Genomic DNA, 17,389 nt, shown 5'->3' on the forward strand with positions numbered 1-17,389 from the left:
CAACCACACCCCACACAAACCAACCACACCCCACCACCAAAAACACCACCGGCCACACCACGTGGACACCCCAAAAAAATAGAGTTACGGCGGTCAATAGCGGCAGGGAAACGCCCGGACCCATCCCGAACCCGGAAGCTAAGCCTGCCAGCGCCAATGATACTGCCCAACCCGGGCGGAAAAGTAGGACACCGCCGAACACAAATTAAGCCCTGTGGCCCCCAATTCGATTGGGGGCCACAGGCATTTGTAGGCTTCGTGGTTCCAGTCAAAACATCGTTCAGTCGAACAAGGTCAATGCCGGCGAGACGCGGCTCTTCTCCATCTCAAGCAACGCCCTCTTCCTGTCGAGTCCGCCGCCGTACCCGGTCAGGTTGCCGTTGGCCCCGATGACCCGATGGCACGGGACGATGATCCCGATCGGGTTGTGCCCGTTGGCCAGTCCGACCGCCCGGAACGCCCCGGGCGCTCCGATCTGCCGGGCGATATCACCGTACGACCGGGTCTCCCCGAAGGGGATGGTCAGCAGTGCAGCCCAGACTCTGCGTTGGAAAGCCGTGCCGATCATGTCGAGCTGCAAATCGAATTCGGTGCGGTCACCGGCGAAGTACGCCTCGAGTTGCTCGACCGCATCGGGAAAGGCGCTGTCGTCGAGAGCCCAGCCGTCGCGGCTGGATTCATAGGTTTGGTCGACCATCCGCAGATGCATGAGTCGGCCGTTCTTACCCGCCAGCGTCAGTTTCCCGACCGGGCTGGGTATCGTGCGAAACTGCAAGGCTGCCATCACTTCTCCTTTGGTGGCCAGTCATTGACGGCATGATCGAGGGCAGACCATAAGTGCTGGGTGACGTAGGACCGCCACGGTCGCCATCGGCTGCTGTACTCGGTGAGCGGATGCGGGTCGGTGGGAAGGCCGAGCTGTTCGGCGGCGAGCCGGACCCCGAGATCGGTGGCCGGGAAGGCATCCGGGTCGCCGAGCCCGCGCATGGCGATGACCTCAGCGGTCCACGGGCCGATGCCGGGCAACGCCCGAATCTGTTCGCGCGCCCGGTCCCAATCGCAACCCGCATCCAACACGACATCACCGCCCGAGAGAGCATTGATCAACGCTGTCAACGAGCGTTGCCTCGATTTGGGAAATGCAAGGTGCACAGGGTCGAGCTCGACGAGGTGTTCGACCGCGGGAAAGACATGTGTCAGACCGCCGTTGGGGTCGGCGACAGGTTGTCCGTAAGCCGAGGCAATTCGACCGGCGTGGGTGCGTGCTGCCTTCACCGAAACCTGCTGGCCGAGCACCACCCGCACCGCCAACTCCTGTTCATCGACGGTTCGTGGAATGCGTTGCCCGGGACCCTTGGCTACCAGGGCGCTTAAATCGGGGTCGGCGCCCAGCGCGTCGACCACCGCCTCGGGATCGGCATCGAGGTCGAGCAGGCGCCGGCAGCGGGCGATGGCCGTGGTCAGGTCACGGAAATCGTCGAGCACCACCAGGCACTGAACATGATCGGGCTGCGGTGTCAGAGAGACGATTCCGTTACCGTTGGGCAGACGCAGCGTGCGACGATAGGCGCCACCGCGCACTTCCTCGACGCCGGGAACGGCGCTGGCGGCCAGGTGTCCGAACACCCCCTCGTATGCGAAGGGGGTGCGAACGGGCAGCCGCAGCGACAGTGTCCCGGCGCCGCCGTCGCTGCGGCCGAACCGGTTACGCGCACGCTGGCGCAGCGCGGTCGGCGTGAGGCCGCACACCGCTCGCACCGTGTCGTTGAATTGACGGATGCTGGAGAAGCCCGACGCGAACGCCACGTCGCTGAACGGCAATTCGGTCGTCTCGATAAGGACGCGCGCGGTTTGCGAACGCTGAGCCCGGGCCAACGCGAGCGGATTCGCTCCGACTTCCGCCCGCAGGAGCCGCTCGAGTTGGCGGGTGGTGTACCCGAGCCGGTCGGCCAGCCCGGTGACACCTTCGCGGTCCACGGTGCCATCGGCGATCAGACGCATGGCCCTGGCGACGACGTCGCCGCGCACATTCCACTCCGGCGAGCCGGGCGAGGCATCAGGCCGGCACCGCTTACAGGCGCGGAAGCCGGCCGAATGGGCGGCCGCGGCGGTCGGATAGAACCGCATGTTGCGGGCGTGAGGGGGCCGGACCGGGCAGCTCGGCCTGCAATAGATCTTGGTGGTCAGCACGGCGGTGACGAACCAGCCGTCGAACCGGGCATCCTTGGACTGGACGGCCCGATAGCAGCGTTCGAAATCGTCGTGCACGCTTTCACAATTACACGCTGCCACCGACAACACTGGCGGAAAACCGACATCGCCGTCGACGGGCCAGAGCGCGATTCTTAACATGTCGGTTGCGACATGCTAACGATCCGGTGCTGAGGCGACATTGCCACGTGCACAACGACCGCTGCCGTGGTGTCGTGGACACGATGCCTAATCGGACCTGGTCTCTTGTCGGTGCTGTCGCGGCTTGCTCAGCCGTGGCTACACTCGGCCTGCCATCGGCCGTCGCCGCGCCCGCGACGGACGCACGGGGCTACGTCGACTCGACCGCGCGCTGTGGGGCGCCAAGTGAAGCGGTGATCTTCGGAAGCACCGCCACGTCGCGCGTGGCGATCTGCAAGATGCCCGACGGGCGGTATGAGTACCGCGGGGTGCGGGTCCGCGACGGCGCGTCGCTGATCAAGTCCGCCGAGAAGTCCGGCGACGAGTTCACGGTCGACAACAACGGGATCACCTACACCGTCTCCGACGAATCGCTGATTCTTGCCGCAGAGTCGCGGATCATCCGCGATGAAACCATGCTGGATTTCCACGAAGGTTCCGCGTCCGGCCTGACCTCGGCACCGACGACGTCTGCGAAGCCCCTGCCGCCACCGTTGCCGGCGGAAGTGGGACACACCGAGAGTTGACGCCGGATCAGGCGGCAAGTTTCGCGGCGACCGTCACGATGCGGGTGGCCATATGGTCAAGCGCGGCGAGCGTGGCGTCGTCGAGATCGTTCTGGTTGTCGGGCCCGGTGACGTGGCTGACGCCATAGGGGTTGCCGTCGGCGAACTTCAGGCCGTCGGTGTATCCCGGCGGCACCAGCACGCCGCCGAAGTGCATCAACGAGATGTACAACCCGACCAGCGTGGTCTCCTGGCCTCCGTGCGTCGTCTGGCTGGAGGTGTAGCAGGCGTATGCCTTGTCGGCGAGCTTCCCCTGCGCCCACAGTCCGCCCAGTGAGTCCATGAATGTCTGAAACGGCGATGCGGTGCTCGCGAAGCGCGTGGGCGAGCCGAAGATAACCGCATCGGCCCAGACGATGTCGTCGCCGGTTGCTGCCGGGAGATCTTTTGTCGCTTGGTAATTCGCCGACCATGCCGGATTCTCGGCGAATGCCTGCGGATTTCTGGTCTCGGCGATGTGACGCACCTTGACCTCTGCACCGGCACGTTCGCCTGCCTTGGCGAGATGCTCGGCCATCTTCGTGCCATGTCCGGTCGCCGAGTAGTAGATCACAGCCAACTTCGTCATCGTGGGATTCCTTTCCTCGTAGTCCTGGTCTGCCGTCATATACCCCTACCGAGAGATCCGCCCACACTGGAGGCGCAGCAGAAAACACCGAGCGCGCCCACCGGACGTTGGGCCGAGCGTGATCGGACGGTCGGGACTTCCTGCCCTGGTCACCGCGACACTGGAGCGGGATCATTCGAATGTGACGAGTCGACCGTGACGCGGAGGGAAGGAGTCGGCCCATGAAGGCGCAAGTCGGAGACTGGTTGGTGATCAAGGGCCTCACGGTGGACCGACCGGAGCGGCACGGCCTGATCACCGAAGTGCACTCGACGGACGGTTCGCCCCCCTACGTGGTCCATTGGCTCGACGACGACCATGTGGCCACGGTCTTTCCGGGGCCGGACGCGATCGTCGTCACGGCTGCCGAGCAACACGCCGCGGACCTGCGGGCGGAGAAGCGTTTCGAATCGATTCAGGAGGATCTCAGGCATCGCACCAAGAAGGACTCGTGAGCAGGTTCTGAGGCCGCTCGGCCCACCGCCCTTCGTGTGTCGAAGAACCCGATCGCGGCGGGCCGGCGCTCGGACCCTGCAACACCTCGCCGGCATCAAGGTCCCGCACCGCGTGCCGGCGGACTTCCACGGCCGCCTAGGATCCGTCCATGGCCGAACTGGTGCAGCGGTACCTGGACCAGATTCTTGCTGACCACGTCTCCAGCACCGACGGGGCGCTGGCCGACTACATTCCCGAACTGGCCCGGGTCGACCCCGACGGATTCGGCCTGTCGTTGTCACTGGCGGACGGATACGTCTACGAATCCGGCGACCCGACAATCGAATTCACCATCCAGTCGGTGTCCAAGCCGTTCACCTATGCACTCGCACTGGAGCGTATCGGCCGCGACGCTGTCGACGCGAAGATCGGCGTGGAACCCTCCGGTGAGGCGTTCAACGTAATCAGTGTCGACGAGGCCACCAAGACGCCGATGAACCCGATGATCAACGCCGGTGCCATCGCCGCGGTCTCCCTGATACCCGGCGCCACTGCCGACGAACGGTTCAACCAGATACACGAGTTCTATTCGGCATGCGCAGGTCGCCAGCTTGCGGTCGACGATGACGTCTACTCCTCGGAGAAGGTGACCGGTAGCCGCAACCGCGCGATCGCCTACATGTTGCAGAGCTTCGGCGTGCTGGACGGCGACCCGGACGAGATCCTCGACGTGTATGTCCGGCAATGCTCGATCAAGGTGACCACCACCGATCTGGCCCGCATGGCCGCCACGCTCGCCCGCGGAGGCGTCGAAGCGGTTGAGGAGCGGCGCGTCGCCTCGGCGGAAGTGGTGCAGCGGACGCTGAGCGTGATGGTCACCTGCGGGATGTACGACGCGGCGGGAGACTGGGTGAGCGCCGTCGGTATGCCCGCGAAAAGTGGTGTCGGCGGCGGCATTGCGGCTGTGCTGCCCGGTCAACTCGGGATCGGCGTGTACTCACCGCGCCTGGACTCGAAGGGCAACAGCGTGCGCGGCGTCGAGGTGTGCCGTGCGCTGTCGGCCAACCTGGGACTGCACTTCCTCTCGGTCACCCGGGAATCCCGTTCGACGATCCGGCATACCTACGACGCCTCGCCCGGCGTCCGGGTCTACGAACTGCACGGTGACCTGTTGTTCACCGGCGCCGAGCAGGTCTTACGCACTCTCGATCAGGAGTGCGGGGAGTTCGACGTGGCGATTCTGGAGTTGTCGCGGATCGACGACATCGACGACGCCGCCCGCCGGATGCTCGCCGGCATGCGCCAATCCCTCAGCGCGGCAGGCAAAGAGGGCTTTGTGGTGGATCCCGACGATGTGCTCAGAGTAACTCAGCAGACGTACGCGAGGGTGTTCGGCACGCTCGACGAGGCGCTGAACGCGGCCAGGGCTCATCGCGCCGGCTCAGACGGGTAGGGCCAACCCCGTCGGCTCGTCGTGCCCGCGCAGGGTCACCTCATTGCCAAATCTCCAATGGGTTCGCTCACTTTCGCTGGCACCGGACACCGCAGCCGAGGACGCGAGCAGGTGGTCGGGAGTCTCCTTGGCCAGTTCGCACAGCCGCGCCGCCACGTTGACGGGTTCGCCGATCACGGTGTACTCGAAGCGCTCCTTGGCGCCGACGTTGCCGGCCACCGCCTCACCCGCCGCCACCCCGATTCCCGCCTCGCACGCGGGTACCTCGGCGCTAACCCGGTGCGCGATCGCCCTGGCGGCGGACAGCGCTTCGTCCTCGGGGCGGTCGAGGCGGTTGGGGGCGCCGAAGACGGCCATCGCCCCGTCGCCCTCGAACTTGTTGACAAAGCCGTGGTGGCGGTCGACCTCCTCCACCACAACCGAGAAGAACCGGTTCAGCAGGCCGACGACCTCGGTCGCAGGTTTGGCCGTCACCAACCTCGTCGAGCCGATGATGTCGACGAAGAGCACGGCGACATGGCGTTCCTCACCGCCGAGCTTGGGTCGCTGCATTTCCGCGGCCGCCGCGACCTCGCGTCCGACGTGACGGCCGAACAGGTCGCGCAGGCGCTCGCGCTCCTTCAGCCCCTGGACCATCGAGTTGAATCCACGCTGCAGCTCGCCGAGCTCCGTTCCGTCGAAGACGACAAGATCGCAACTCATGTCGCCCCGCTCGACTTGCTTGAGTGCTGAGCGCACGGTCCGCAGCGGTGTCGCCGTGAGCCAGGACAGGATCCACATCAACACGAAGCCGAAGGCCAGCGCGAACAGCGCCAGGATGATCACCGCCACAGTGAACTGCGTCGGGGTGACGTTTCGCAGCGACAGGGTGATGACCGCCGAGAGAAGGATGCCGAGCATCGGAACCCCGGAGCCCAGCGCCCACACCAGCATCGTGCGGCCCATGATCCCGGCGGCGAACCGTCGCGGCGGGCGACCCGCCTCGAGTGCCTGGGCCGCAACGGGCCGCAGCGCGAATTCGGTGAACAAGTAGCAGCCGGCGGATACCACGATGCCAGGGAAGGTGATGCCCAGTGCGACCTTGGGGATGTATCTCGCGTCGTCCAAGGCGTAGAGCACGGTGAGCAGCGCCGCCCCCACGCCCCACAGCGCCAGCAGCACCCGCGTCAGGCGCCATGGAGCGTAGAACGTGTTGCGCTGGTCCTGCAGTGTCGGAGCGCGGCCCTCGATGGACCACCGCACGTTGTTGATGACCCGGCGGGTTGCCCAGATCACGCCGATCACCAGAGCGATAAGGATGTAGGCAGGCGCCACGATGGCGGTGATCCAGCGGACCTCCGGGTCGAAGACGCTCGGGATCGGGAACGTGATGGTGACGACCAGGATCGCGACACCGATGCCGATCAGGTTGGCGATGACGACGATTGTGGTCAGGATGAGCTGGATCCTGATTCGACGCCGCGGTTGGCTCTCGGAGGCCTTACCCAATACCCACGATCCGTAGTCGGGGGCGCCGGTCAGCCGCCCGCTCTGGCGGCTCACCGTCTCCAGGACGCGACCCAGCCGCTGCGCGACGCTCTTGCTGGCAGTCATCGGCCCTGAGCCTAATTTGCCGGGCGGGAGCCTAACCTCGATTTTGCATCGAAGTTTATGCGGTGCCGTTCCGCTGCTGAATTGTGTTGCTGGGGAGTGGTTTCGGTGTGGTGACGTGGTTGATCGGTCCCGTGTCGCCGGGTGTGCGGGCTTTCCTGGGGGCCTGGTCTTTCTGATCGGTGGGTCAGGTGGGCCGGAGTTCTATCCGAAGGCGGTGCGGATGTGTTGCCAGGCGGTCGCGATCGCTGCGGCCCAGCGCCAGGTGGCGTCGAGGCGTAGTCGCAGTTGGCGGGCGCCGTGGGTGATGCGGGCGGCCACGTGCAGGACCCGGTAGCGGAACGTGGTGATCTCGGCGCGGGCCAGGCCGGGATGGCTGCGAAAGCCGATGAGCCGGGTCCAGGTGACCAGATCGGCGGCGGCGAGGGCGATTTCCAGCCAGGCGGCGTTGGCCCAGAAGGACTGACACGGCAGGTTACGCAGGCCGGTGGCTTTGAGTTCGCGGATGCGGTCTTCGATGCGGGCGTGTTGGCGGTGGCGCAGTTCCAGGCCGGCGACCTGTCCGGGGATGACACCGGCGGGTGTGTCGGTGATGAACGCGGTGACCCGCATCCCGTCGGTGTCGGTGAACCGCAGCTGGGCCCCGGGATGCGGGCGTTCTTTACGCAGGATCAGTCGGGTCCCGGGCGGCCAGGCAGACAGGTTGACCAAGGTGGTGGCCTCAGCGACCCAGGCGCCGTCGCGGATGCCGCCGTGGGTGTCGATCGCCGGGTACCAGCCCTCGGCGAGGTTGAGGGTGTCCACCGCGTCCTGCACCCGGATGTCGACGGGGTAGCCGAAGGAGAACCCGACCCCGGCGGTGCGGCAGGCGTCGGCGAATTTGTGGGTGGCCCCGGCGGTGTCGCAGCGCACCAGCACGTTCGGCTTATCGGGGTCGTCGCAATGATCGGGGTCGGGCTGCCACGCCGCGGGCAGGGCGGCCAGCGCCTGGGCCAGGACGATGACGTGATCAGAGGCGGTGTTGGAGCCGGCGTTACCGGTGCGCAGCAGCCCGGCCAGGGCTTCCCCACCGGAAATCTCGGGGCGATCCAGAAACGCCAGCAGCGGATGAAGACCGAACGTCTTCTTCCAGGTCGGTGTAGCGCCGGCCTTGTTGTCGGAATGATCGATCACCAAGGTGGCGTCGATGTCGATATGCAGCCATTCTCCGGCCGCCGGGGCAGCGCCAGCGGCCCAGGCCGCCGCCCGGGCCGCATCACGTGCGGCGCGCACGGCCGGTAGGTGCGCGGCGTCGATCCGTTCATCAATCAGCCGCCACATCGTGGTCGTCGACGCCTTCGCACCGAACACGTGCTCACGGTCCCCGCACAGCTGGCCAACGCCGTCGATGCAATCGGCCCCGTCAGCGACCGCGGCGGCCAGGTCAGCGAACACCTCCCCGGGCGCGTACACCCACGGACCCCGGTAGGTGTCGGCCAACGCGGCGGTGACCTGCGCTGATAGGCCGGTCCGGTCGGCGAGTTCGCGCAGCATGCCCATCCCGGCGTGCGACACGACCCCATGCCCATCAGCCGACACTTTCACCCGCGAACCGGCCACGATATTCTTCACCTGCGAGGTGCCTTCCAGCTGGAACGATCTGAACCTTAGACAAGTCCGATTATTCCTTGCAGGACAGGCACTTTCGCATATCTACACACCGCTACATAGCGACAAACCGCGAAAAATCCGGGCTAAGGTGGTCGGGTGCGTCTCGTGATCGCCCAATGCACCGTTGACTACGTCGGACGTCTGACCGCACATCTGCCTTCGGCACGGCGCCTGCTGCTGGTGAAGGCGGACGGTTCGGTCAGCGTGCACGCCGACGACCGCGCGTACAAGCCGTTGAACTGGATGAGCCCGCCGTGTCGTCTCACCGAGGACAACACCGGGTCCACTACGGTCTGGGTAGTCGAGAACAAGGTCGGTGAGCAGTTGCGGATCACCGTCGAGGACATCGAGCACGACTCCAGCCACGAACTCGGTGTCGATCCGGGTCTGGTCAAGGACGGGGTCGAGGCTCATCTGCAGGAGCTGTTGGCCGAACACGTCGAGCTGCTGGGGAAGGGCTACACGTTGGTGCGACGCGAGTACATGACTGCGATCGGCCCCGTCGACCTGCTCTGCCGCGACGAGAACGGTGGTTCGGTGGCCGTGGAGATCAAGCGCCGCGGCGAGATCGACGGGGTCGAACAACTCACCCGCTACCTCGAACTACTCAACCGCGACAGCCTGCTCGCCCCGGTGACGGGGATCTTCGCGGCCCAGCAGATCAAGCCGCAGGCGCGCACGCTGGCCGTCGACCGTGGGATCCGCTGTGTGACGCTGGATTATGACCAGATGCGCGGCATGGACAGCGACGAGTTCCGGCTGTTTTGATGGGTCGCAAGCGCCGCGCCAAGCGGCCACCGCCGCCCCTGCCCGCGCCGCGTCGCGTCGAGGCAGGACCGGATGGATACGAGTACGAAGTGCGGTCGATTCCGGCGGCACGGGCGGTCAAGACCTACCGCTGTCCCGGGTGCGACCACGAAATACGCCCGGGCACAACGCATTTGGTGGTATTACCTACCGGCATGGGGGAGGATCGGGCGGTCGAGGACCGTCGACACTGGCACAGGCCGTGCTGGACGCACCGGGCCACCCGAGGCCCGACCCGCAAATGGTCTTAGTGTTCGCGCCCGTCCGCAGCGGGCTCGACGAGTTCGACGAGTATCCCGCCGGCGTCCTTCGGATGGATGAAGTTGATCCGCGAGTTTGCGGTGCCCCGGCGCGGGGCGTCGTAGAGGAGCCGGACGCCGTCGGCGCGGAGTCGTTCGCTGAGCGCATCGATGTCGCTGACACGGTAGGCCAGTTGCTGAAGACCGGGGCCGCGTTTGTCGAGGAACTTCGCGATCGTCGAGGTCTCGTCCAGCGGTGACATCAGCTGGATCTGGGCGCTGCCGACCGGAGCGCCACGCACCGAGAGCATGGCCTCGCGGACACCCTGATCCTCGTTGACCTCCTCGTGCAGCACGATCATGCCGAGCTGATCGTGATACCACTTGATCGCGGCGTCGAGATCCGGCACCGCGATGCCCACGTGATCGATCGCCGTCACGAGCGCGCTCGCGAGCGCGGGACGAGCGTCTACGTGTTCAGTGGTCATAACGTAACGGTAACCTTGTGACAGATGTTGCGGAATGTGTCATGGGACACATAACCCTATACCCACTTTCGGGAGGTACTAAATGACGACGTCGGTGATAGTTGCTGGGGCGCGCACTCCCGTGGGCAAGCTCATGGGCTCGCTGAAGGATTTCTCGGGCAGCGATCTGGGCGCGATCGCGATCAAGGGGGCGCTGGAGAAGGCGAAGGTTCCGGCTTCGGCTGTCCAGTACGTGATCATGGGCCAGGTTCTGACCGCCGGCGCCGGGCAGATGCCGGCGCGGCAGGCCGCGGTCGCCGCCGGCATCGGCTGGGATGTTCCCGCGCTGACCATCAACAAGATGTGCCTGTCCGGTATCGACGCCATCGCGCTGGCCGATCAAATGATCCGGGCAGGCGAGTTCGACGTCGTCGTGGCGGGGGGGCAGGAGTCGATGACACAGGCGCCGCACCTGCTGATCAACAGCCGGTCGGGCTACAAGTACGGCGACGTCACCGTGCTCGACCACATGGCCTACGACGGACTGCACGACGTGTTCACCGATCAGCCGATGGGCGCCCTTACCGAACAACGTAACGACGCCGACCAGTTCACCCGCGCCGAGCAGGACGAGTTCGCGGCCCGTTCGCATCAAAAAGCTGCCGCGGCATGGAAAGACGGTGTGTTCGCCGATGAGGTGGTGCCCGTGCAGATCCCGCAGCGCAAGGGCGACCCGCTGGAGTTCAACGAGGACGAGGGCATCCGCGCCAACACCACCGCCGAGTCGTTGTCCGGTCTCAAGCCAGCCTTCCGCAAGGACGGCACGATCACCGCCGGGTCGGCGTCGCAGATCTCCGACGGCGCGTGTGCCGTCGTCGTGATGAACAAGGCCAAGGCCGAGGAGCTGGGCCTGAGCTGGCTCGTGGAGATCGGCGCGCACGGTGTCGTCGCGGGGCCGGACTCGACGTTGCAGTCTCAGCCGGCCAATGCCATCAAGAAAGCCGTTGCGCGCGAGGGAATCTCGCTTGATCAGCTAGACGTCATCGAGATCAACGAGGCGTTCTCCGCGGTCTCCCTGGCGTCGACCAAAGAATTGGGCGTCAACCCCGACAAGGTCAACGTCAACGGCGGCGCGATTGCCGTCGGCCACCCGATCGGCATGTCGGGTGCTCGCATCACCCTGCACGCCGCGCTCGAACTGGCCCGACGCGGTTCCGGCTACGCCGTGGCGGCGTTGTGCGGCGCCGGCGGTCAGGGTGACGCGCTGATCCTGCGCAGACCGTAAGTTCTACGACGGCGCGTAGTAATAGGCCCGGTCTTCGGGCACAATGGCGGCCATGACTAGCGCCTTCGATCTGCGGTCCGTCGCCGGGTGGTTTCGTCTCGTAGCTTTGCTCGAGGCCGTCAGCTGGGCGGGGCTGCTGATCGGCATGTACTTCAAGTACCTCGGGACTCCGCGAACCGAGATCGGTGTCAAGGTGTTCGGGCCGGCGCACGGGGCGGTCTTCATCGCGTTCGTCGTGCTGGGCCTGGTCGCCGCCATCACCTTCAGATGGACGACCGGCACGTGGTTGCTGGGGGTCCTGGCGAGCATCTTGCCGCTGGCAAGTGTGGTCTTCCTCATCTGGGTGGATCGCACCGGCCGGCTGGGTGCCGAGCCGGCCGTCGCGGGCATGTCGCAACCGGGGCGGTCAGTTCCGGAAACGACATGACAAACTTGAGGGCGTGAGTCGTCCACGCCCCCCTATAGCGGCCTCGATGGCCGGTGCGGTTGATCTGTCCGCCCTCAAACAGCGGCCCTCGACCGGTGACGGCGGTTCGTCGGCGCCGGCCGGCGGGGTGGAGATCACCGAGACCAACCTCGAAGACGAGGTGCTGGTCCGGTCCAACCAGGTTCCCGTCGTGGTGTTGCTCTGGTCGCCGCGCAGCGACGCCAGCGTGCAATTGGGCGATGCGCTCGCCGAACTGTCCACCGCCGACCACGGCAAGTGGTCTTTGGCGACCGTCAACGTCGACGTCGTGCCCCGGGTCGCCCAGATGTTCGGGGTGCAGGCGATTCCGACCGTGGTGGCGTTGGCCGCCGGTCAGCCACTGTCGAGTTTTCAGGGAGTGCAGCCGCCCGAGCAGTTGCGCAGGTGGATCGATTCCCTGTTGAACGCCGTCGCGGGGAAGCTGCCCGGAAACGGTGAGCCGGGTGAAGCCGAAGAGGTTGATCCCGCTCTCGCACAAGCCCGTTCACATCTGGATGCCGGTGACTTCGACGCGGCCCGCACGTCCTACCAGGCGATCCTGGAGGCCAATCCCAATCACGCCGAGGCCAAGGGCGCCGTGCGCCAGATCGAGTTCCTGCAGCGCGCAACCGCCCGGGCCCCCGATGCGATCGTCGCGGCCGACGCCGCACCCGACGACATCGAGCAAGCGTTCGCGGCCGCCGATGTCGAGGTCCTCAACCAGAACGTCGCAGCCGCCTTCGACCGGCTCATCGGCCTGGTCAAGCGCACCTCGGGCGAGGACCGCACCACGGTGCGAACGCGCCTCATCGAGCTGTTCGACCTATTCGATCCGGCTGATCCCGAGGTCATTGCCGGCCGGCGCGAGTTGGCCAACGCGCTGTACTGATTCATTGAGCCCGCCGAAACTGCGGGGAGAACGCGATTTCGGCCCTGAACCCGCGATCTGTGTGCAGTTTCGGCGTCAGGCCGGCTGATGTTCGAACCACAGCGCGGCCAGCGGGGGCAGCACCATGACCGCGGATGCCGGACGCCCGTGCCAGGGTTCGTCGGTGGCCTCGACGGCGCCGTAATTGCCGATGCCCGACCCGTTGTAGATGTCGGCATCGGTGTTGAGCACCTCGCGCCAGGTGCCCGTGTGCGGTAGACCGAGGCGATAGCGGCTGTGCTCGGACCCGGAGAAGTTGAACACGCACGCAAGCACGGATCCGTCGTCGCCATAGCGCAGGAAGCTCAGCACATTGTTCGCCGAATCGTTGGCGTCGATCCAGGAGTAACCCTCCGGACGCGTGTCCTGCGACCACAGCGCACGCCTGCTGCGGTAGATGGCGTTCATGTCGTGCACCATCCGCTGGATACCGGTCGAGAAGCTGTTCTCGTCGAGCTGATGCCAGTCGATGCCCCGCTCCTCGGACCACTCGGCGCGCTGCCCGAACTCCTGACCCATGAACAGCAACTGCTTGCCCGGGTGCGCCCACTGGTACGCCAGCAGGCTGCGCAACCCGGCCGCCTTGTTGTGGTCGTTGCCCGGCATCCGACCCCACAGCGTGCCCTTGCCGTGGACGACCTCGTCGTGGCTGATCGGCAGCACGAAGTTCTCGCTGAACGCGTAGAGCATCGAGAACGTGATCTCGTGGTGGTGGTAGCTGCGGTGGATGGGATCGCGCTTGATGAACTCCAGGGTGTCGTTCATCCAGCCCATATTCCACTTCATCGAGAAGCCAAGGCCACCAAGGTTCGTCGGCCGGGTGACGCCGGGCCACGACGTGGACTCCTCGGCGACCGTCACGATCCCGGGCGCCGCCTTGTGCACCGTCGCGTTCATCTCCTGCAGGAACTGCACGGCTTCGAGATTCTCGCGGCCGCCGTAGACGTTCGGTGTCCATCCGCCCTCGGGACGCGAGTAGTCCAGGTAGAGCATCGAGGCGACCGCATCCACCCGCAAGCCGTCGATGTGGTACTCCTGCAGCCAGTACAACGCGTTCGCCACCAGGAAGTTGCGCACCTCGGCGCGTCCGAAGTCGAATACGTAGGTGCCCCAGTCCAATTGCTCGCCACGTCGGGGATCGGAATGTTCGTAGAGTGCCGTCCCGTCGAAGCGCCCGAGCGCCCACGCGTCCTTTGGAAAGTGGGCGGGCACCCAGTCCATGATCACGCCGATACCGGCTCGGTGCAGGGTGTCGATCAGGTAGCGGAACTCGTCGGGTGTGCCCAACCGCGACGTCGGCGCGTAGTACGACGTGACCTGGTAGCCCCAGGACCCGCCGAAGGGATGCTCGGCGACGGGCATCAACTCGACGTGGGTGAAGCCGTTCTCGACGACGTACTCCGTGAGCTGGGTTGCGAGTTCGCGGTAGTTCAGCCCCGGCCGCCAGGACATGAGATGCACCTCGAGAGTGCTCATCGGTTCGAACACCGGGTTCTGGGTGGCGCGCCTCGTCATCCAGTGCTGGTCGTCCCAGGTGTAGTCGCTCGTGGTCACTTTCGAGGCCGTCTTGGGCGGCACCTCGGTGGCGAAGGCCATCGGGTCGGCGCGGTCGCTGACCGACCCGTCGGCGCCGTGAATGCGGAATTTGTACAGTCCGCCGATCTCGAAGCCCGGCCAGAACACCTCCCACACACCTGTTGAGCCGAGGACTCGCAGTTGGGCCTCGTTTCCATCCCAATGGTTGAACTCGCCGATCAGGCTGATGCCCTTGGCATTCGGCGCCCACACCGCGAAGGACACGCCCTCGACCATGCCGTCGGGTGTGTCGTAGCTGCGGGGGTGGGCACCGAGAATCTCCCACAGCCGTTCGTGGCGACCCTCGGCGAACAGGTGCAGGTCCATCTCGCCGAGCGTGGGCAGGAAACGGTAAGCGTCGGCCACCGTGTGCACATGGGTCGAGCCGTTGCCCTCGGGGTAGCGCACCTCGAGTCGGTAGTCGACCAGGTCGGTGAACGGCAGTGCGACCGCGAACAAGCCGGACTCGATGTGCTGGAACGCGTAGCGCTCACCGCCGACGAGCGCGACCACCTCGACCGCATGCGGCCGGTAGGCGCGGATCACGGTGTGGTCGTCGTATTCGTGTGCGCCGAGCACGGAATGCGGGTCGTGGTGTTCACCGGCCAGCAACCGGTTGAGGTCGGCGGTATGCGGCCGCAGATGCGGACTGCTCGATTGTTTGGTCTGCGTCATGTCGTCACTCCCTACGCAGCAGATTGAGTCGTTGGTCGGCGGGGACCTGCGGCATGTTCAAGATGTGTGCCACCGCACGTGCCGGATCGAGACGCACGTAATTGGCGTGACCCCACTGGTATTCGTCGCCGGTGATCTCGTCGCGCACCCAGAACCGGTCGTAGGGCTCCATCCCGAGCGCGGGCATGTCGAGCCACAGCGTGGCCTCCTCCGGCCCGAACGGGTTGAGTGTGACCACCACCAGCACCTGGTCGCCGGTGGCGGGATCGAACTTGCTGAAAGCCAGCAGCGAATCGTTGTCGACGTGATGGAACTTGATGGTGCGTAACTGGTGCAGCGCGGGATGCAGCTTGCGGATCTCATTGAGCCGGGTGATGAACGGTTCCAGTGATTCGCCGTCGGCCACCGCGGCGTCGAAATCGCGGGGTCGTAGTTCGTACTTCTCGGAGTTGAGGTACTCCTCGCTGCCCTCCCGGACGGGACGGTGTTCGTAGAGTTCGTAACCCGAATAGACCCCCCACGCCGAACTCATCGTCGACGCGAGCACCGCGCGAATCGCGAACATCCCGGGGCCGCCGTGCTGCAGGCTCTCGTGCAGGATGTCGGGGGTGTTGACGAACAGGTTCGGGCACGCGTAGTCGGCGTGCTCGGCGATCTGTTCGCCGAACTCGATGATCTCCCACTTCGCGGTGCGCCAGGTGAAGTACGAATACGACTGTGTGAAGCCGAGTTTTGCCAACCCGTACAAGCGAGCCGGGCGGGTGAACGCCTCCGACAGGAACAGCACGTCTGGGTGCTCGTTCTTCACCTTGCCGATCAGCCAGGCCCAGAAGTTCGGCGGCTTGGTGTGGGGGTTGTCGACCCGGAAGATCTTGACGCCGTGGGAGATCCAGTGTCGAACCACCCTCAGCACTTCTTCATAGAGTCCGGCCGGGTCGTTGTCGAAGTTCAGCGGGTAGATGTCCTGGTACTTCTTCGGCGGGTTCTCCGCGTAGGCGATGGTGCCGTCGGGCAGCACGGTGAACCACTCGGGGTGGTTCTTGGCCCATGGGTGGTCGGGAGCGCACTGCAGCGCGAGGTCGAGCGCGACCTCCATGCCGTCGTCGCGCGCCGCGGCGACGAACTCGTCGAAGTCGTCGACGGTGCCCAGCTCCGGATGAATCGCGTCGTGGCCACCCTCGTCGCTACCGATCGCCCACGGTGAGCCGACGTCGCTGGGCGCGGCGGCGACGCTGTTGTTGCGGCCCTTGCGGTGCACCTTGCCGATCGGGTGGATGGGCGGCAGGTACACCACGTCGAAGCCCATCCGCGCGATGCGGGGCAGCGCCTTGGTGGCGGTCGCGAAGGTGCCGTGCACCGGGTTGCCCTTGCTGTCCCAACCGCCGGTCGAGCGGGGAAAGAATTCGTACCATGCGCTGAACCGTGCCCCGGGGCGGTCCACCCAGACGCCGTACTGCTCGCCGCGGGTGACCAGTTCGCGCAGCGGAAACTCGTCCAGTAGACGGGCGACCTCGGGCGCGAGTGCGGCGCCGGCACGGCTGAACGGGTCCCCGGGCTGACGCAGCCGCGCCGCGGCTTCGATGAGCGGATAGCGATGCTGTCGCGGCACCCCCGTCGAGGCCCGTTCCAGCAGCTTGGCGCCGATCAGCAGATCGTTCGACAACTCCGATTCACTCTGCCCCGCGTCGAGCTTGGCGGTCACGTTCTTGCGCCAGGTGGCCACCGGGTCACCCCAGCCGTCCACCCGAAAAGTCCACAGCCCGGTGCAGTCGGGCGTGAACGCGCCATGGAAGACATCGGGCGTGCGTCCGGTCGACATCGGCAGGTGCTGGGGCTTCTTGCGCGGCGTGGCGGCGAGCACGGTCTCGATGGGCACGGCCTCGGGCGACGCCAACCCCGGCGGATTGTCGGCGAGCTGTGGGTATCCCAAACCGTGGTAGCGCACCACCAGCGTGGCAGCGACAGCGTCGTGGCCTTCACGCCAGACTGTGGCGGCGACCGGCACGATCTCTCCGACGACCGCCTTGGCGGGGTAGCGCCCCCCGGAGACCACCGGCGCGACGTCATCGATCTCGATACGACCGGCCACCTACCACTCCTTCGTCCGGTGCGGCCACCGGAGTGCGCCGTCGGCACCGCCGACGTGGCCGCTGTGTCGTCTGGTCAAGTTCAACAAGCCTCGTCGCGCCCTATACCCACCGTAGTGCGCGGCCCAACCCCGAGCGGGCGAAGGAGTCCGGCCACCGAGCCTGCGAAACGCCGGATTATCAGTAAGG

At 65.9% G+C, this 17,389-nt stretch carries 16 protein-coding genes and 1 rRNA gene; 9 read left to right on the top strand and 8 right to left on the bottom strand.

What is annotated here, in order from left to right:
- Positions 1-85 precede the first annotated feature (85 nt).
- Positions 86-200: ribosomal RNA gene (gene rrf, locus QGN32_RS18895) — 5S ribosomal RNA — on the top strand.
- An 80-nt stretch (positions 201-280) separates the two neighbouring features.
- Here the strand turns inward: rrf and QGN32_RS18900 are convergent.
- Both QGN32_RS18900 and QGN32_RS18905 read right to left on the bottom strand, forming a co-directional pair.
- The gene (locus QGN32_RS18900; protein ID WP_326545818.1) at positions 281-784 is read right to left on the bottom strand and encodes a methylated-DNA--[protein]-cysteine S-methyltransferase; all 504 of its coding nucleotides are present in this window, start codon (positions 782-784) and stop codon (positions 281-283) included.
- Positions 784-2,268 (bottom strand): AlkA N-terminal domain-containing protein, encoded by a 1,485-nt coding sequence (locus tag QGN32_RS18905; protein ID WP_326545819.1) that lies wholly within the window; start codon positions 2,266-2,268, stop codon positions 784-786. The genes QGN32_RS18900 and QGN32_RS18905 overlap by 1 nt, the downstream gene beginning before the upstream one ends.
- A 218-nt stretch (positions 2,269-2,486) precedes the next feature.
- Between QGN32_RS18905 and QGN32_RS18910 the strand changes: the two genes are divergently transcribed.
- Complete coding sequence (locus QGN32_RS18910; protein WP_326545820.1) at positions 2,487-2,918, top strand: hypothetical protein; 432 nt, start codon at positions 2,487-2,489, stop codon at positions 2,916-2,918.
- A 7-nt stretch (positions 2,919-2,925) separates the two neighbouring features.
- On the opposite strand, the gene wrbA is transcribed toward QGN32_RS18910, so the two are convergent.
- Positions 2,926-3,525 carry an NAD(P)H:quinone oxidoreductase gene (gene wrbA, locus QGN32_RS18915; protein ID WP_326545821.1) on the bottom strand — a complete coding sequence of 200 codons (600 nt, stop codon included), beginning with the start codon at positions 3,523-3,525 and terminating at the stop codon, positions 2,926-2,928.
- 221 nt (positions 3,526-3,746) lie between these two features.
- Here wrbA and QGN32_RS18920 point away from each other — a divergent pair, with 221 nt between their 5' ends.
- Positions 3,747-4,019, top strand: a complete 273-nt coding sequence (locus QGN32_RS18920; RefSeq protein ID WP_326545822.1) for a DUF1918 domain-containing protein — start codon at positions 3,747-3,749, stop codon at positions 4,017-4,019.
- 149 nt (positions 4,020-4,168) lie between these two features.
- Positions 4,169-5,452, top strand: a complete 1,284-nt coding sequence (gene glsA / locus QGN32_RS18925; protein ID WP_326545823.1) for a glutaminase A — start codon at positions 4,169-4,171, stop codon at positions 5,450-5,452.
- On the opposite strand, the gene QGN32_RS18930 is transcribed toward glsA, so the two are convergent.
- Complete coding sequence (locus QGN32_RS18930; protein WP_326545824.1) at positions 5,441-7,045, bottom strand: adenylate/guanylate cyclase domain-containing protein; 1,605 nt, start codon at positions 7,043-7,045, stop codon at positions 5,441-5,443. The two genes, glsA and QGN32_RS18930, sit on opposite strands and share 12 nt — an antisense overlap.
- Positions 7,046-7,246: 201 nt before the next feature.
- Positions 7,247-8,653 (bottom strand): IS1380 family transposase, encoded by a 1,407-nt coding sequence (locus tag QGN32_RS18935; RefSeq protein WP_326545277.1) that lies wholly within the window; start codon positions 8,651-8,653, stop codon positions 7,247-7,249.
- Positions 8,654-8,788: 135 nt separating this feature from the next.
- On the opposite strand from QGN32_RS18935, the gene nucS reads away from it, so the two are divergent.
- Entirely contained in the window at positions 8,789-9,460 is a 672-nt protein-coding gene (gene nucS / locus QGN32_RS18940; protein ID WP_326545825.1) for an endonuclease NucS, read from the top strand.
- Positions 9,460-9,750: an Rv1322 family protein gene (locus QGN32_RS18945; RefSeq protein WP_326545826.1), complete on the top strand. Its 291-nt coding sequence runs from the start codon at positions 9,460-9,462 to the stop codon at positions 9,748-9,750. Before nucS ends, QGN32_RS18945 begins: the two co-directional genes overlap by 1 nt.
- Here QGN32_RS18945 and mce read toward each other — a convergent pair.
- On the bottom strand, positions 9,747-10,226 hold the full coding sequence (gene mce / locus QGN32_RS18950; protein WP_326545827.1) for a methylmalonyl-CoA epimerase: 480 nt from the start codon (positions 10,224-10,226) through the stop codon (positions 9,747-9,749). The two genes, QGN32_RS18945 and mce, sit on opposite strands and share 4 nt — an antisense overlap.
- An 82-nt stretch (positions 10,227-10,308) precedes the next feature.
- Here mce and QGN32_RS18955 point away from each other — a divergent pair, with 82 nt between their 5' ends.
- Genes QGN32_RS18955 through QGN32_RS18965 form a run of 3 tightly spaced genes read left to right on the top strand, consistent with a single transcriptional unit; the run spans position 10,309 to position 12,824 of the window.
- Positions 10,309-11,490: an acetyl-CoA C-acetyltransferase gene (locus QGN32_RS18955; RefSeq protein ID WP_326545828.1), complete on the top strand. Its 1,182-nt coding sequence runs from the start codon at positions 10,309-10,311 to the stop codon at positions 11,488-11,490.
- Positions 11,491-11,533: 43 nt separating this feature from the next.
- Positions 11,534-11,917, top strand: coding sequence for a DUF3817 domain-containing protein (locus QGN32_RS18960; RefSeq protein WP_326545829.1), 384 nt, complete (start codon positions 11,534-11,536; stop codon positions 11,915-11,917).
- Positions 11,918-11,930: 13 nt separating this feature from the next.
- Positions 11,931-12,824 (top strand): tetratricopeptide repeat protein, encoded by an 894-nt coding sequence (locus QGN32_RS18965; protein ID WP_326545830.1) that lies wholly within the window; start codon positions 11,931-11,933, stop codon positions 12,822-12,824.
- Between the two features lie 75 nt (positions 12,825-12,899).
- Here the strand turns inward: QGN32_RS18965 and glgB are convergent, their stop codons facing one another.
- Both glgB and QGN32_RS18975 read right to left on the bottom strand, forming a co-directional pair.
- Positions 12,900-15,113 (bottom strand): 1,4-alpha-glucan branching protein GlgB, encoded by a 2,214-nt coding sequence (gene glgB, locus QGN32_RS18970; RefSeq protein ID WP_326545831.1) that lies wholly within the window; start codon positions 15,111-15,113, stop codon positions 12,900-12,902.
- Positions 15,114-15,117: 4 nt separating this feature from the next.
- Complete coding sequence (locus tag QGN32_RS18975) at positions 15,118-17,202, bottom strand: alpha-1,4-glucan--maltose-1-phosphate maltosyltransferase (protein WP_326545832.1); 2,085 nt, start codon at positions 17,200-17,202, stop codon at positions 15,118-15,120.
- Positions 17,203-17,389 lie beyond the last annotated feature (187 nt).

This window comes from Mycolicibacterium sp. ND9-15, from assembly GCF_035918395.1.
GTDB lineage: Bacteria > Actinomycetota > Actinomycetes > Mycobacteriales > Mycobacteriaceae > Mycobacterium.

Coding starts and splice junctions, on each gene's coding strand:
- QGN32_RS18945 (WP_326545826.1), top strand. CDS start 9,460: ATGGGTCGCAAGCGCCGCGCCAAGCGGCCACCGCCGCCCCTGCCCGCG.
- QGN32_RS18955 (WP_326545828.1), top strand. CDS start 10,309: ATGACGACGTCGGTGATAGTTGCTGGGGCGCGCACTCCCGTGGGCAAG.
- wrbA (WP_326545821.1), bottom strand. CDS start 3,525: ATGACGAAGTTGGCTGTGATCTACTACTCGGCGACCGGACATGGCACG.
- QGN32_RS18930 (WP_326545824.1), bottom strand. CDS start 7,045: ATGACTGCCAGCAAGAGCGTCGCGCAGCGGCTGGGTCGCGTCCTGGAG.
- glsA (WP_326545823.1), top strand. CDS start 4,169: ATGGCCGAACTGGTGCAGCGGTACCTGGACCAGATTCTTGCTGACCAC.
- QGN32_RS18900 (WP_326545818.1), bottom strand. CDS start 784: ATGGCAGCCTTGCAGTTTCGCACGATACCCAGCCCGGTCGGGAAACTG.
- QGN32_RS18960 (WP_326545829.1), top strand. CDS start 11,534: ATGGCGGCCATGACTAGCGCCTTCGATCTGCGGTCCGTCGCCGGGTGG.
- QGN32_RS18920 (WP_326545822.1), top strand. CDS start 3,747: ATGAAGGCGCAAGTCGGAGACTGGTTGGTGATCAAGGGCCTCACGGTG.
- mce (WP_326545827.1), bottom strand. CDS start 10,226: ATGACCACTGAACACGTAGACGCTCGTCCCGCGCTCGCGAGCGCGCTC.
- glgB (WP_326545831.1), bottom strand. CDS start 15,113: ATGACGCAGACCAAACAATCGAGCAGTCCGCATCTGCGGCCGCATACC.